Here is a 15,109-nt window from a genome sequence, read left to right on the forward strand (position 1 = left end):
TACCCTAGCCCGGATAGTCCCACTTTGTTTCCAACTTGATTGCCTATCAGGCAAGTCCTTTTGTCAATAGGGTTTGAGACGCGCTAACCCTGCTAATTGGCTGAAGTAAATCACCCAAATAATTCCAGTTACTCCAATGGCAATTAAAAGATTAGTGAAAAATCTACCAAACTCAATTTCTTGTCCTAATCCTTTATCATCTTGACCGGCAGTAAAAAACAATGACCAGGCTTGATTTGCATTGATAGTCTCAAAGTTGTTGAAATTAGGTCTAAAAACAACGGACCCAATTAAATCCTTTTGGGGATAATCAAAATCAGTTTTCATAAATAAGTTTGCCTCTAAATTGTTTTATTCGTCAAGTGAAGAAAATTCATAAATCTCAAAGTGTCTTCTCTAAAGGCTGGTTAGCCATCCAATCAAACCGTGTCCGGTGATAAATTCTAAAGCTATGAGTGAAACAAAACCAATCATTGCCAAACGACCATTGAGTTTTTTGGCATATTTGGTAAATCCTATCCGTGGGGTTTCATCAATATAAACTTTGGGTTCAATCGCAAATCTGTTAAGTTGACCGCGTTCGTTAATGGTAAAGCCTTTATTTGTCATTTTTTACTCCCTATTTTTGCTGTCTGCAAAAAAATATTAATTATTGTAAATATTTTTTGCAACTACTTGACTTAGAAATATAAGTAGTAAGAACCGTACTAGGTAAGTAGGGTATTTCGGATTTGTGCGAGAACTAGGCGATGTCTACGACGGGCTACGCCTACGCTCTTGGAAGTGAATACACACAAAAGCACCAATTGCATTTAATTTGACTTCAGAAAAACTTATTGTGATTATAAATAGAACTTATCTATATATAACTGAGAAAGTATTGCTTATTTGTAACTAACTTGTTATGTTTCTTTACATAAAGATACAAATTAACGTAAATGCGTTAAACCACTGTTGATTAAGGCTTTCTAAATAACTATGCAGTTGAGCCTGCAATGTGCTTTGCCAAGTATCCAAACTCAACGGCAATAGCATCGCTATGCCTTTAGTAGAGCTATGTCTACGATGGGCTGTTCAGTGATGCAAAAACTGCTGAGTGCCTTTATTAACAGCTAAACGCATTTCTCTTGCGTCTTTGCACATTTGATTTTTCACATTCGATAGAACTGTAATTTTCTTTTTGGAATTTTTGCTATGTCTTTTACCATCCAGTCGGCTCAAAGTATTTTTCCCGGCACCCTAATTGCTGATGTTGTTCCAACCGTTGTCGAATCATTCTCTCAGCTCAATGCTGAAGATCAACTAGCATTACTCTGGTTTGCCTATACCGAAATGGGTAGAAGTATTACGGTTGCTGCTCCTGGGGCAGCCAACATGATCCTCGCACAAGGTTTAATGGAACAAATTAAGCAGATGCCTTTTGAGGCTCAAACGCAAGTCATGTACGATTTAGCTAACCGTGCTGATACTCCCCTCTGCCGTTCCTATGCATCCTTCACTGTGAACATCAAGTTGGGCTTCTGGTATCAGTTAGGAGAATGGATGGCCCAGGGAATCGTTGCTCCGATCCCAGAAGGCTACAAGCTTTCTCCTAAAGCTGCCGACGTGTTGCAAGCCATCCGCAATGCTGATTCAGGTCAACAAATCACCATCCTACGCAATACCGTACTCAACATGGGATTTGACCCGAACGCTCCCGGTAGTTACAAAAAAGTCTCAGAGCCGGTGTCTCCTCCCACTGCACTGGCGTTTCGGACTAAAGTCACCATTGAAGGCATCAACAATCCTACAGTGCTGGGCTATATCAACAACATGAATGCCAATGACTTTGAAGCTGCGGTTTCTCTGTTTACCTCCGAAGGTGCATTGCAACCTCCCTTTGAAAGACCAATTGTTGGTCAAGATGCAATCCGCGCTTATATGCGTGAAGAATGCCAGGGATTGAAGATGATACCAGAGCGCGGTATATCTGAGCCAGTAGAAGATGGCTATACACAAGTTAAAGTTACAGGCAAAGTCCAAACCCCTTGGTTCGGTGCCAGCCTGGGGATGAATATTGCATGGCGGTTTTTAATAGATCCTCAAGGCAAAATTTTCTTTGTAGCGATTGACTTGCTTGCTTCTCCTAAAGAACTGCTCAATTTAGTACGTAAATAGAGTACTAGGTTAGTCCCTGCTTAAGCGTGGATGAGTGATGTCTGTAGGCGTAGCCCGTTGTAGACATCACTACCTCGCCATGCTTAAGCAAAAGAAACTGATAACGGCTTCTTTGGTATCTTTATCCTGCGATCGCTGTCGAAAGCAACCGATTTCATCGGCGAGCTTGTAAAAGATTATTAAATAGTTCTAAGGTGGGTGCTGAGTTTTTAAAAGTCTTGGAATATACGAAATTGCAACAAGTAGGATTGACTTCTAGAACCTTTCTCGCTCAAAAGCATCTCAACTATTCTTTACTTGTTTATATTTAAATAACAATATATCTTTGGATAGAGTAATAATTTATTCATCTACCAAGGGTAATAGATTATCAATGACTTTTTTCAATTCCTCAGAGCCGCTCCTGCGTGAAAAACAGCAAGAGCTAGATTTTCAAGATATTCAAGGTCTAGTCTGTCTAAACTACCAAATTGGAAATTTCATCCTCTTTTCAAAGTTTTATACTCGCGTCGATCAAGCATTTATTCTCTGGGGACTAATTTCATCTGGGATTTTCGTAACCGCCCAGTTTCTACCCATTAGCTGGAGTAGCCAAGCGATTTTGTGGTCAGTGCTTACCTTATTTGGTGCAGTCGGTATGGTAAGTTTAACTTGGTTTTGGGCAAGTGTAGAACAGCTATGCTGGGTTGTTTATAGCTGGGCGATTTTAATCATAACGGGTTTAATCTTGACCGATCTGAGTATTTTTTTGGGATGGGGAGAGGTCTTGATGCATCTGTGTCCACTGTGGTTAGGATTAAGTGCCATCGGCTACTTTTGCACTGGGGTAGGAATGCGTTCACGCACATTTATTCTGATCGGGTTTATTCATTTGCTGGGAATTTTAGTTTTGCCGTACTGCGGTGTCATGCAGTTTCTCTCAACGGGGCTAATTATGACCGTTAGTTTACTGTTACTAGCAGAATTACAATGGGATATGCAATCTTCAAGTGATTACAACCAATTAACACCACAACAAAAGCAGTTTAACCAAATACAGTCCCAACGACGTAAAATGAGTAGCTAAAGTTATAAAGAATTAAAATCTTACTTTAGACAAGTTTGTATAAACAATATAACTATATCTCTTGGCTAGCTAGTGTTTATACTTTGGAGAGAGAGTTTTTCACCCAACTGTTAGCTATTCTAGTTTATGAAAACAAAGAGCACTGTATGGGTGTTATACCGCTGTGACCCAGTATTGAACATCGAAGGAGAGCGACCGCAGATGTTTGAACAGTGTAAATTAAATGCGTTGACGGTGTGGAGTTTTTGTCGCTTCCTCCACTTCATTATCACCAAGGGAAGATTAAACTCTTCATCAGAGCGGTCTGAGGTGGTAAACGTCTTGTGCTTTTTACATTACAAAATCATGACACTCCAACATCCTTAGTACAAAATGAACTAAGGATATTGGAATATCCATACTAGTGCAACTATCTGTTAGCTGGCGTTTGTGTGTCAAAATATTCACGCCAACGACTAATTTGACCATGACTGAAATCTACGACAATTACGTCATCAGCTTTATTACGACGACCTGTCGCATTTTCTGTATCTTCGTAGTGCCACTCTACTGCTGCCTGATTTGCTCCAACGATAATCCGTTGGATGTCTATTTTGACATCTGAATACTGTTGTTTAAAATGGGTAACTTCTTGTCGAATTCTTTCTTGCCCCCGCCAGTGCTGACCAGGCACGATTAGTTCTCCATCAACCGTAAACAATTGTGCAAGAGCATCGACATCTTGAGCAACCCATGCATCTTTAGCTTTTTCTATTAATATCTGGATATCTTGTTGGTTCATAGACTGACTGGCAAATAAAGGTGTGCTAAAAGTTAAGCTAACAAATATAGTTCCTAACACTAGCCATTGATATAACCAAAGCATCTAGATTTTTCTACCTTCTAAAGTATCAAGCTATAGAGGATTAGTAACATTTAACCAGAAGTTGTTTGCATTGCGATCGCTCCTGCAAAAAGTCAGGTTTTTATTGGATGTAGAATGTCTGTAGCGTTGATGTTAATTCTACAGCCAAAACTGGCGATCGCCTTCCACTGTCCCTGGAGCAATTCCTTGTAACCGCCGATAAGCTATTTTGTCAGAACCGTATAATGGGACGGGCAAGCGAGGTTCTTTCAACGCCCCGTGATGTAGTAATGTCAGTTTAAGTGTAGCTTCTATTAAACTTTCAATTGATACTTGCTGTTCGTGTTCAGGATCGGGAATAACCTTTAAACGCAGAGGATAAGGTAAACCCATTTTCTCAGACTTAACTTCAGTAGTGACTAAAAGTACTTCATACGGTGATAAGCGAAGAGCTAACCCTTTAGTTGGTGCTGTCACTACAGATTGCTGAAATTTATATAGTCGTGGAATCTGAGATTTTACACACTCCACCAAAATAAACTTTGAACCAATAACTTTTGCTCTTTCTCTTAAATTCTTTATTTCATCACCACAAAAACGTCCATCACGATAAATTAGTACAATTTTTTGTCTTAATTCAGCAGATGGTAGAAACCTCTCTAATGTTCGTTTATCAATTGTTTCACCCTCGGTTAAAGCATCTTCTTGTCGGTAACGAATAAACTCCCCTCGCTTGTCATAGAGACGTACACTCGCACAAACATTTCTACTTCCAAATCCTTTCTTTTTAGAAATCCGGGAAACATCAAAGCCAATAAAATAATCAGCAATTTCTAAAGGATCAGCTAAAATAAAGGGTAAATTTCCTAACTTTGCAAGAATTCCTGGAATTACCTGATGAAGGATATTCCCATAATTACTGGTGTTTTTTAATGTCTCTTCATAAATTACTTGACTAGCCATTTCTCGCCGAAGTAAACGTGAAGAAATAAAAGAATAAAAGCTACCATCATCACTATTATCAGCATGGCGATCGCTCTGAGGTAGAAATGTCAAAACAATATCAGTAGGAATTGCCATTAATTCATTAATAGCGTGTTCAACTTTTTCTCTATCATCAGAGACACTTGAACTACTTACTGATACACCAACTCGATGAACAATTAGGCTTTCAAACCCATAGCGTTTTAGACGTTGCTGAACTTCCCTAATAAAAGGATCTACCTTAAAATCACAAAGCTTCAAAGCTGTAATGCGAATTGGTGTTGCTTTATCTTCATATTGAGATTGACGACGATAAACGCCTCCTTGTGATAGTCCTTTAAGGACATCTCCTCTCCTACTTATAAAGTTTTGATCGGACTTCTGCTTTCCAAATAGAAGTTGAGTATCTTCAAGCTTAAATTTTAGTGGTAAAAATAATTCAGAGCAATTTCCGCTTTTTCCACTATTAATACAGGTTTCTGATAACACAAATCCATAAATACTTAGAGCTAGTGCAGCTTCTTTTTTATATGAAGCCAAACTATTTTGCCGCTCTTGATAAGGAATCTTAGCTTCTTTGAGTAAATCCCCATAGTTTACATCAAATCGTTTGGCAGTATCTTCTGTAATACAGGGAGCAAGAGCAGCCATTGCATAAGGATACCGTATTTTATTCTTACCAAACTGCACAACTACAACAGGTTGATCTCTAGGTGCTTCACGAATAGCGATTTCACTGGTTGATGCGGGCTTATAGTTGAGTAATTCTTCTTCACGCTCACCAACTGTTCCTTCAATATCTACAATAGTAGCTGAACTATTCTTTTCAATATCTCGAACATTTAAACCAATTAATAAATCTTTTGAATTTTGTCTATAAGGATGATTTTCGTAGAATTCAGACAATTTTCCTTTAAAAACAAAAGAACTACGAACGGTTATAGCAATAGCTGGGTGTGAAATATTGTTAATTTCAATTGTTTCTTCCCAAACTTTTGCTTCTCGCCTGACTTCAACATTGTTAAATAGAATAGGAAAATATGAAAATGGTCGTCTAATTTTTAATATTCTTATAGCTAGTTCAGAAAGGATATTAGCAGATATCTGTGCTTGGCTTACCCATTGGATTGAATAATAACGATCGCCAATATCTTTTTTCAAGTCCTCTTGAATTTCTGTTAAACCTTTTCGCCATTCATCTAAACTTGGTATTGGTTGATCGGGTTTACCTAAAACCCAGAAATTGCTATCTGCAAAAATGACTATAATATCAGGAAATTTCTGACTAAACCGCCAACTTAAGCGATTTCCTATTTCAGTATCGACTCTGGGAGTCAGTCGAAAGCAGATTAAGTTAGGTTGAGGAATATTTAGTAAAAATATTTCTGCCAAAAATATTGGGGATATATTAGTTTTTGAGGGGGATTGAAGTACACCAGCAGTCATGTAGAAACCTCTGATATAGTAAATTCACAAATTGAGTTAAACGAACAATAGCGACAACTTACACCCGGATTTGGGGGAAATATTTGACTGAAATCAGCAAAATTTTTACGGTAGCGTCTCAAATCTTCTTGATGTCGTTGAGCTATTAGAGCAAGTTCTATTTGAAAAGCCTTAAGAGTATTAGATGTTGCGCTGATAGGTTCCGACCCCTTACCATTTTCTAAGTTATAAAAAGATGCTACTGCTTTTTGGTGGGGATACAAATAACTAGCTGCTAGTAAGTAAACATATCCTTGTCGCCGATCAAAATCAGAGTGCCCAGTTTTGAAATCTAAAATGTGCAAAGTATCATCTTCTTCGGCAAAAATGCAGTCAATCGCAGCATAGAAGTTAAAAGACTGATTACCCTGCTTAATCAGAATTGGTTTTGGAAAACCTTCATCACCTCGGCTAAGTTGAATAATTTTCTTCTCAGCAAGAATTGGATTTTGCTGGTAGTTTGTCAGTATTTGTAGTACTCGCTGCTGAACTAAATCTGACTCTTTCCGCAATTCCAGAATCTCTATCATTTGTTCTACAGCGTCTTCTTGATGTAACATCGGGGAGTTTTGATGAAATTCATAAACCCCCCTTTGTGCTAATAGTCCAATTCGCACAGGAGTGCTATCACTTGCCAAAATTGCTGCAACCGCAGGTTCTTGCGATCGCGCTTTTGTAAAACCTCGTTTCATGTCACAGTGTAAGTGTTCTTTCCCTATGGGTGGAGAATACTGCAACCATAGGTTGTAGCTGGCAAATGGTAGCCAATTTTGGCTCATTGATGTCAAGTCCCAGAATTTAGCAGAGAAAAAAGTTTTACTTGGTCAGGATTTCGTAGATTGCTGTATATACACCAATCTCGGTTGCCATTTCCAAGGTACGCAAGCCTTCTAGCATCTGTTCCGCAGCCTTTCTGAGTTGTGGATTGTGGCTTGATTTTTGAATTTCTTCAAGCAGAACTGGTAGAGGTCTACCAACAGAAAAGGACAATTGTTCAGAAGTTGCAACTTGTTGTTTCATAAAATTGAGTACTCCTATTTTAGGTAGGTATAATTTAAAGCTCAAAAAAACTGAGAATTTGCGATCGCATAACCCATGCGATGAGTTATACTGAGATTGTTGCACACAATGACCATGTTGACCAATTTAATCAAGTTTGTCAAGATAGCTCAGGAAATTTTGGGAACACTGAAGTGAGTAGAACTTTTGGCCATATTATTCGTACAGCACGCAAAGAAAAGGAACTCAGTCAGCGTGAAATGGCTAAATTGATAGGTGTGGATTACACCTACCTATCGAAACTAGAGAACGATCATGCTGGGTATCCTCCTAGTGAGGATGTAATTCATAAATTAGCCCTTCACCTAAATTTGAATGAAGAAGAGCTAAGGCATCTTGCTGGTCGAATTACACCTGATGACACAAAAGTTTTTGAGGATTTGGTCAAGAAGTATAAGCAAATGCCTGCTTTATTACGCCGAATGAGAGATGAGCCTGACTTCGCTCACAAATTACTGAGGGAAACAACAAAATCAGAAGATGAGGAGAAGTAGAGTTAACGGTGAACAAACAGTATTCTTTCATTTCCAAAGATGAATCAGAGTTAAAAGTTATTAAGCCGTATCGCTTCATTCCCAAAGATGACATTGAGCGTCGAGCAACAGACGTTCTCATGTCTGTGCAAGCAAAGCGTCAGCGTCCTCTCAAATGGCCAATTGATGCTGGTTATATGGCGGAAGCTCTAGGATTGGATATGGATTGTGGGGAAATACCTGCTGATGAGCAAGGAGCGATTGCAGCTATGATTTTACCCACCGAACGTAAGATTATAATGAATGAAAATCATCGTGACCTACCTCAAGGATTTGAAGAGTCATCAATAGCTCACGAGATTGGACACTGGATACTTCATGTTGATCAAAATAAGGTTTCAAGGTTTTTAGAACTCCAAGAAATGGGTATTGAAAAAACTGTAGAACCATTTTTATGCCGTAGTGTTAATACTCAGCAAGGAATTGAATGGCAAGCCCAGTATTTTGCAAGTTGCTTTCTCATGCCACTCTTTAAATTAGAAGAAGTGCAAAGAGGACGTGATTTAACTAATTGGAATCACCTTTATGCAATGAGAGAACACCTTGGTGTCACAATATCTAATTTAACTAACCGCTTACAAAGCCTTGGCTGGATTTACATTCCCAAGGGTTCTAAGCAAATCTATCCTGGTAAAGCTGCACCGAATAGGCAGACAAATTTATTTAATAGGTAAAGTGCGATCGCCATCCTCTCATCATGCGATCGCACTTCGCACAGCACTACACTAGAAAGTAAGATGCTCAGAATAGCCTATGAACGCCACTACAACCACTTTCCCTTCTACACTCAAATTGAAAATTGACTTGAGCGATGAGCAATTTTTCCAAATGTGTCAGAAAAATAGTAATTATAGATTTGAGCGCACAGCATCAGGGGAAATATTAATTATGCCACCTACAGGTAGTGACACTGGCAGACGTAATGTTAAAATTACCACTCAATTAGATATTTGGAACTCTAAGAATAGTTTAGGCGAAGTTTTTGACTCTTCAACTGGCTTCACCCTACCTAATGGTGCAGAACGTTCTCCTGATGCTTCTTGGGTAAAAATTGAGCGGTGGAATGCTTTAACCCCAGAACAACAAGAAAAATTTGCCCCGATTTGTCCTGATTTTGTAGTTGAGTTGCGTTCTCGTACTGATTCCTTGAAAGAATTGCAAGAGAAAATGCAGGAGTATATCGAAAATGGTACTCAATTAGGCTGGTTAATTGACCGCAAAAACAAACGAATGGAAATTTATCGTCCAGGTAAAGATGTAGAGGTATTAGACAATCCTGCTAGTTTACCAGGAGAAAGTGTACTACCTGGGTTTGTATTGGATTTACAGCAGATTATGTAGTTTTATTGATTAGGATAAATATAGCGCATTTCAAAGCGACTCTGTTCCCAAAGTGGTAGTAAAGCCTGTTTAGCAGCATTTAACTGAGCTTGTGAAAAAGAGATTTTCCCATTTTCTATAATCCAAATAAATATCCGAGTGATTAAATCTGCCTTGAAACTATTTTCGTATTCACTATTATTTATCCTTACTATCTGTCGATCTAATAAATCTATAGCATATTTAAAAGTCAAGTTTTTCCAGTCTGTGGAATTGTTATAATTTTCTTCTTGCGTATTTTTCCACTCTACTTTCCGTAAATTTCCGAAAATATAGTCTATGCCTGTTATGGAAGAATCTGTATTACGCACTAAATTTGTATAGGCTTGGTAATATGGTTTCAATAACGAAGCAACAATATTTTCCACATATATATGTAACCAAGATTGTATGTCGTGAAGATAAGGAACTAAATCTGTGACATTATCAATTTCTTTAATCAGCGCACGTTCGCTTCTGCAACTTGTTATTTTTGCTAACAATTCAGCTTCAGATAGTTGAGAGTTTTTTGAGTAGTAATTAATAACTTTGGGAATATATTTATCTAATAACCACTGTTTGGTATATCTAGCTGTCCAAGTTCCTCGTACTCCAATATCTTGCTGCCATAAGCTAAATTTAGCTGTTTTAATAGATTGTAAATTAATATTATTTATTTTGTAGATTATGTTAACTTTATTGCTAGGTAATAAAGAGAAATTACTGTCGAATTTGGGGAAGATAAATGTATGATCGCGAATTCCTCGACTTATTCGGATTGATATATTTTCTCTATGAAATAGATGCCATTCTGACTTGCCTTTCGTATAATCAAATTCATTAGCAAACTGCTGCATTGACTTCCATAATTCTTGTCTTACAGATAAAAGGATAAAACCGCGAACTTCTGAGAACTTTACAAATTCAAAATCCCATGTTTCTAGAGTATTCTCAAATTCAATTATTAAGTTTTGATATTCTTGACAAATTTCATCAATACATAAACACAAGTCTGTTGCTTCTAGTTTTGATAAAATGACTGTTGTTTGACCAAAATTTACTGTAAAGTTATCTTTATTTATCTGTTTTAAAAAACGGCGACAACCCCAATCCGGCTGGGTGTGCAATCCTGTCATTAATTGACCTAAAATATCTTGATGATTTAAGTTAATTTTTAGTCCTCTAAGAAGAATACTACTAAACTCTATTTGACAATTACCTTCTCCAAAAAGTTTGGGTAAATTACAGGCGATCGCTACTTTTGGTTTCACAACAACTAAGTGGCAGTCTTCTCGCGTTATAGAAGGCTCAAAATCACATTGCTGTAAATCTGGATTGCGTACGATTAAGTTTTCTATTAAGTTACATTTAGTATATTTCAAAATACTGGCTGTATTTTTATCGAGATTTTTAACTAAATCAAAATTGAGTTTATTATAAAATTTTGAGGCGACATCGTTATTTTTTAAGGTATCTATATTTAGATCAAATACTAATTCTTCTTGATTGTAATGCAGACACTGAAAAACCTTGATTTCATATCCATTAGTGACAATAAAAAATAGTGTTTTAAAATGATTACTATAAAATTTAGCTTGTTCAATAGCCTCATTTAACTTAGTTTTTTGCGGTTCTATCGCTTCCACAAAAATCAGTGATGTATTTGTATTCTGTTTCTTAACATCATCTGTTGCAAAATAAATCTGAGCAATTTTTGGATTCTTGGCGTAGGTTTCTGATTGATATGTTTTCAAAGAGTATTCACGATGACATATCTCTGGATAGCAGAGATAGTGAAACATTGGCAAAATCAACTTTTCTTTTACATCATCTTCATTTCGTAAAACATGATGGTCAAAACCTTGTATCCATGTAATGAATTTTTTAATTGACTCTGGAATAGTCATCAGATAATCTACCTGCTTGTATAAATTTGCTATGCCTTATTTTGTTCGTGTAATTAGCAATTTATCAAGTCAGTTTGGATTATGTCGTGATTGTAGATACTAGAATGGAAGCATTCGGCTGAAACTTAACCTTGGCAAAACCTACACTAATAAAAGTTACTCCCGTTAGAATTAAACATCTGGTGAAAATCAGGTAGGCAAAATTAATTAATTGTGTATAACAAGAATTTTGGGCAACGCATAATGAATTTCTGGAGATGTCTATTAGACAAGAAGGAGATAGGAGTCAGAATATAGAATTTTCCTGACTCTTTGAACTTTTGACGCCCAATATATCTTTTTATTCTCTTTGGGTAGCGACTTATCTTTGGGTAGCGATCGCTAGCCTTGCACCCTTCACCTGACGTACTTGATCCATTATCCCCACTATCTCACCGTGCAAAACTTTTTGATCGGCATTAATAATCACCAATGTATCTGGGTTAGAACCAACTAAAGTCCGCACTCGCGCTGCTAAATCATTAACTGCTATTGGATCGCGATTTAGGCTTACCTGACCTTTTTCATCTACTGTGATGGTAACTTTAGTGGGAATTTGCTGTTCCTTCGCCGTGGCTGCCTTCGGTAGATTTACTGGCAACCCTTCCGATCGTGTTAAAAACAGCGTTGACATAATAAAAAATGTCAAAAGGGCAAACATTACATCAATCAGAGGTACTACATTTATAAATGGTTGTAAATCTGGTTCATTCTCATCTAGATCCATAAGACTTCTCCTGTTGTTCGTAGCGATCGAGTTGTTCATAGCGATCGAGGAACAGTATTTCTAGCTGTCCGCCGTACTCTTGAATCATTGTTATCTGTCGCTGGTACAGTCCCCGGAAGATGCTGGCTCCTAAAAGCACGAAGATAGCCACAATCAATCCTGAAGCAGTAGCAACTAAAGCTTCACTAATACCAGCAGTGACTGCACCAGTTTTAGTAGCTCCGACATCACCAACATTCAGTCCAGCAAATGAGCGAATTAATCCTAAAATTGTGCCGAGAAGTCCCAACAGAGGCGCTAAACCGATAATCGTGTCAAATACAGGTTGAAATCGCTTGAGCATAGGGATTTCTGCTTGCGCCTCGCTTTTCAAAGCCAAACGAAATTTTTCTGGAGTCGGTCTTTCTAGCTGTAGTCCAGCCAGAAAAATGCGTGCTATAGGTAAATCTACGTTTTTTTGCAGCTTATCCACAGCACTAACGACATTATCAAGTCGATAAAGATTTAAAACCTCTCGCACCACCCGGTTTTGACGCTTACCAATCTGTATCCAAAACTTCGCCCGCTCAATCATTAGTGCTCCTGCCAACACCGAAAACGCCAGCAGGGGCAACATGACCACACCGCCTGCTTCAAACAAATTCTGAATTCCCATGTAGTGCCTCTAAACGTCATCAACAATACAAAATCAGACTACCAGAATCAAGCGTAAAAATGAAACTTTTTCTCAAGAAAGTTTAAAATATAATGGTAATTTTTTCAAACCTAATTCTGATTATTTTTATTTAATCTTTTTTTGTTTTACATAAATTAATTTAATTTACGCATCACATAAAAATTAATTTTATCTAGAAATCGTCATAATCAACAGTATATTTCAAACAAAGATGTTTTTTTTATTAAGTATGCTGTTTATAACACTGCCCAAAATAATTTTAATTTTTTACTTGATATTTGCAACCATGCATTCTAAGATAACTAAGTTAGTGAGAATAGGTAGCAATAGCTATGAGCTTTTCCGGCACTACTGTCGAGCAACGTTCCAAAGAAGTTGAGGCTCTCAAGTCTTTTCTGACTTACAGTCTAATAGGTTCACTGGCGCTGCATATCGGCGTACTGTCTTCAGGCATAGGTAATTATTTGGCGAGAGTGCCCACGGGAGAAGAAGAACCAATAGAGGTGGCGATCGTTGATGCTCCGACTGCGGAACCAGAAAAACCACTTGAAAAAATTCCAGAAGAACCCAAAAAAGAACCAGAAGTTGTTCAAAAACAGTCTAGAGAAACTCCACCAGTACAAAAACCAGTACCAGAATTGATTGAAAGACCAAAAATTCAGCCAGTTCAACAACAACCAAAACAAACTACTCAAAACCCACAACCAGCAAATAGGGAAATTGCTCCCAAGCCACAAGTCCCAGTGACAACTGTTGCTCCTCAAAGTGGTGGCGGCGGTGGCGGCGGTGGCGGCGGTGGTAGTCCAGTCCTTACAGGTAATGGTAGTTCTGGCTCTGGCGTTGCTTTAAGTACAGGTTCAGGTACAGGTTCAGGTTCAGGAATTGGCTCTGGCTCCGGCAGTGGTACAGGTTCTGGTATTGGTTCTGGCTCTGGCAGTGGTATAGGCTCAGGAATTGGGTCTGGCTCCGGCAGTGGTATAGGTTCAGGAATTGGCTCTGGCTCTGGCAGTGGTATAGGCAATGGAGTAGGAAACCGTCCGACAGTAGCAACAGCACCAATAGCACCAACACCTCCAAAAATTAACAGCTCAGGTAATGCTAATGGTCGTGCAGCCTGCCACGAATGCAACGTCAAGTATCCAGAGGGAGCAAGACGGCGAGGCATCGAAGGCAGACCAGAAGTAAAAGTTGATACTGATAAAGAAGGTAATGTTACCAACGTGCGGCTGACTAGCTCCAGTGGAAACCGCGAATTAGATGAAGATTACGCCAGACAAGCACGTAGTTGGAAATTAAAACCCTCAGAAGGTGGTAGACAAGGAGTAACTATCGCCACTGATTTTGCCATAAAAGGTTCACGGCGATCGCGCCAAGTTCAAGAACGGCAAGCACAAAGACAAGCAGAAGAGAGAACCCAGCAGACAGCAGCTGCTAACTCCACACAGGAAAATCCAAGACGTAGACGACGAGAGTTGACACCACCCTCATCTAATGAAGCTAGAGCCACAAGACCAGCAATATCTGGATTTAGTCGGCGACTGGAACCTCAAAGAACGGAAAGTCCTGCTAGCTCATCATCTGGAGCTAGGACAACTCGCACTCAAGGAACTGCAACAGAGTCCTTACGCCGCATCCGACGTGAGCGAGCGGCTACCGATTCATCACAAAAGCCACAAGCAACTACAAATCGGCGGCGAAGAGATAACACTAGCCAGAATAAATTGCGGGACTCTTTACGCCGTTTACGCCAACAACCTCAATCACAACCTGCTGCTCCCAGTCAGCAGTAGTCTGTCAAGTTGAAATTGATGGGTTAGTAATCAGCGCTTGAGCGCTTAACAAAGGATTCAAGTCCTAATTACGAACTTATTGACCCAGTGAAGTTGACTTGACATACTACTAGTAGAGGGATAAAACTTATTAAAATCATACTTTGATTAACAACGATCGCCGCCTCCTGTTTTTAGGAGGCGGTTGTTTTTTAGGTAGAAATGGCTTGGTTAACCATTACCCATCTAGCATGAAGAAGAGGGGTTAGGAGTGCGGTAATTTTATGATGGGCGATTAGATCGGCTGGCGATCGCTTGATTTGCCAGTCAATAGTAGTGGAAGTGAATAATCCTGCACTTATCCCCTACCAACTTTTCTGATGAGGGCCATGTAAATCGCTGCGTCTAAAGAATGATAGTAGTGTTTGCGGATCGCCAATTATATGCTGAAAGATATAGTCAATGGCTAACTTTCAATTTGCTCATCTGCACTTTACGCTAGGC

General features: G+C 38.7%; 15 protein-coding genes. 6 read left to right on the forward strand and 9 right to left on the reverse strand.

What is annotated here, in order from left to right:
- Positions 1–63: 63 nt before the first annotated feature.
- Both V7K41_RS01435 and V7K41_RS01440 read right to left on the reverse strand, forming a co-directional pair.
- Entirely contained in the window at positions 64–327 is a 264-nt protein-coding gene (locus tag V7K41_RS01435; protein ID WP_334845384.1) for a hypothetical protein, read from the reverse strand.
- A 69-nt stretch (positions 328–396) separates the two neighbouring features.
- Positions 397–609, reverse strand: coding sequence for a high light inducible protein (locus V7K41_RS01440; RefSeq protein ID WP_334845385.1), 213 nt, complete (start codon positions 607–609; stop codon positions 397–399).
- Between the two features lie 585 nt (positions 610–1,194).
- On the opposite strand from V7K41_RS01440, the gene V7K41_RS01445 reads away from it, so the two are divergent.
- On the forward strand, positions 1,195–2,157 hold the full coding sequence (locus V7K41_RS01445) for an orange carotenoid protein N-terminal domain-containing protein (RefSeq protein WP_334845386.1): 963 nt from the start codon (positions 1,195–1,197) through the stop codon (positions 2,155–2,157).
- Positions 2,158–2,530: 373 nt separating this feature from the next.
- Positions 2,531–3,223 carry a hypothetical protein gene (locus tag V7K41_RS01450; RefSeq protein ID WP_334845387.1) on the forward strand — a complete coding sequence of 231 codons (693 nt, stop codon included), beginning with the start codon at positions 2,531–2,533 and terminating at the stop codon, positions 3,221–3,223.
- 409 nt (positions 3,224–3,632) lie between these two features.
- On the opposite strand, the gene V7K41_RS01455 is transcribed toward V7K41_RS01450, so the two are convergent.
- The 4 genes from V7K41_RS01455 to V7K41_RS01470 all read right to left on the reverse strand — a co-directional run bounded on the left by V7K41_RS01455 (position 3,633) and on the right by V7K41_RS01470 (position 7,556).
- Complete coding sequence (locus V7K41_RS01455; RefSeq protein ID WP_334845388.1) at positions 3,633–4,088, reverse strand: nuclear transport factor 2 family protein; 456 nt, start codon at positions 4,086–4,088, stop codon at positions 3,633–3,635.
- Positions 4,089–4,226: 138 nt separating this feature from the next.
- Positions 4,227–6,497, reverse strand: a complete 2,271-nt coding sequence (locus V7K41_RS01460; RefSeq protein ID WP_334845389.1) for a Piwi domain-containing protein — start codon at positions 6,495–6,497, stop codon at positions 4,227–4,229.
- Positions 6,494–7,315: a PD-(D/E)XK nuclease family protein gene (locus tag V7K41_RS01465; RefSeq protein ID WP_334845390.1), complete on the reverse strand. Its 822-nt coding sequence runs from the start codon at positions 7,313–7,315 to the stop codon at positions 6,494–6,496. The genes V7K41_RS01460 and V7K41_RS01465 overlap by 4 nt, the downstream gene beginning before the upstream one ends.
- A gap of 37 nt (positions 7,316–7,352) precedes the next feature.
- The gene (locus V7K41_RS01470) at positions 7,353–7,556 is read right to left on the reverse strand and encodes a hypothetical protein (RefSeq protein ID WP_334845391.1); all 204 of its coding nucleotides are present in this window, start codon (positions 7,554–7,556) and stop codon (positions 7,353–7,355) included.
- 80 nt (positions 7,557–7,636) lie between these two features.
- On the opposite strand from V7K41_RS01470, the gene V7K41_RS01475 reads away from it, so the two are divergent.
- The 3 genes from V7K41_RS01475 to V7K41_RS01485 all read left to right on the forward strand — a co-directional run bounded on the left by V7K41_RS01475 (position 7,637) and on the right by V7K41_RS01485 (position 9,469).
- Positions 7,637–8,089 carry a helix-turn-helix domain-containing protein gene (locus V7K41_RS01475; protein WP_334845392.1) on the forward strand — a complete coding sequence of 151 codons (453 nt, stop codon included), beginning with the start codon at positions 7,637–7,639 and terminating at the stop codon, positions 8,087–8,089.
- A gap of 8 nt (positions 8,090–8,097) precedes the next feature.
- Positions 8,098–8,802, forward strand: coding sequence for an ImmA/IrrE family metallo-endopeptidase (locus V7K41_RS01480; protein WP_334845393.1), 705 nt, complete (start codon positions 8,098–8,100; stop codon positions 8,800–8,802).
- A gap of 79 nt (positions 8,803–8,881) precedes the next feature.
- Positions 8,882–9,469, forward strand: coding sequence for a Uma2 family endonuclease (locus tag V7K41_RS01485; protein ID WP_334845394.1), 588 nt, complete (start codon positions 8,882–8,884; stop codon positions 9,467–9,469).
- Between the two features lie 2 nt (positions 9,470–9,471).
- On the opposite strand, the gene V7K41_RS01490 is transcribed toward V7K41_RS01485, so the two are convergent.
- From V7K41_RS01490 to V7K41_RS01500, 3 genes are all read right to left on the reverse strand, one after another.
- Positions 9,472–11,394 (reverse strand): hypothetical protein, encoded by a 1,923-nt coding sequence (locus V7K41_RS01490; protein ID WP_334845395.1) that lies wholly within the window; start codon positions 11,392–11,394, stop codon positions 9,472–9,474.
- A 361-nt stretch (positions 11,395–11,755) separates the two neighbouring features.
- Positions 11,756–12,160 (reverse strand): ExbD/TolR family protein, encoded by a 405-nt coding sequence (locus V7K41_RS01495; RefSeq protein WP_334845396.1) that lies wholly within the window; start codon positions 12,158–12,160, stop codon positions 11,756–11,758.
- Entirely contained in the window at positions 12,147–12,815 is a 669-nt protein-coding gene (locus V7K41_RS01500; protein WP_334845397.1) for a MotA/TolQ/ExbB proton channel family protein, read from the reverse strand. Before V7K41_RS01500 ends, V7K41_RS01495 begins: the two co-directional genes overlap by 14 nt.
- A gap of 353 nt (positions 12,816–13,168) precedes the next feature.
- On the opposite strand from V7K41_RS01500, the gene V7K41_RS01505 reads away from it, so the two are divergent.
- Positions 13,169–14,626, forward strand: coding sequence for a TonB family protein (locus tag V7K41_RS01505; protein WP_334845398.1), 1,458 nt, complete (start codon positions 13,169–13,171; stop codon positions 14,624–14,626).
- Positions 14,627–15,109: the final 483 nt, after the last annotated feature.

Origin of the sequence: Nostoc sp. (assembly GCF_036917415.1) — a bacterium.
Taxonomy (GTDB): domain Bacteria; phylum Cyanobacteriota; class Cyanobacteriia; order Cyanobacteriales; family Nostocaceae; genus Nostoc.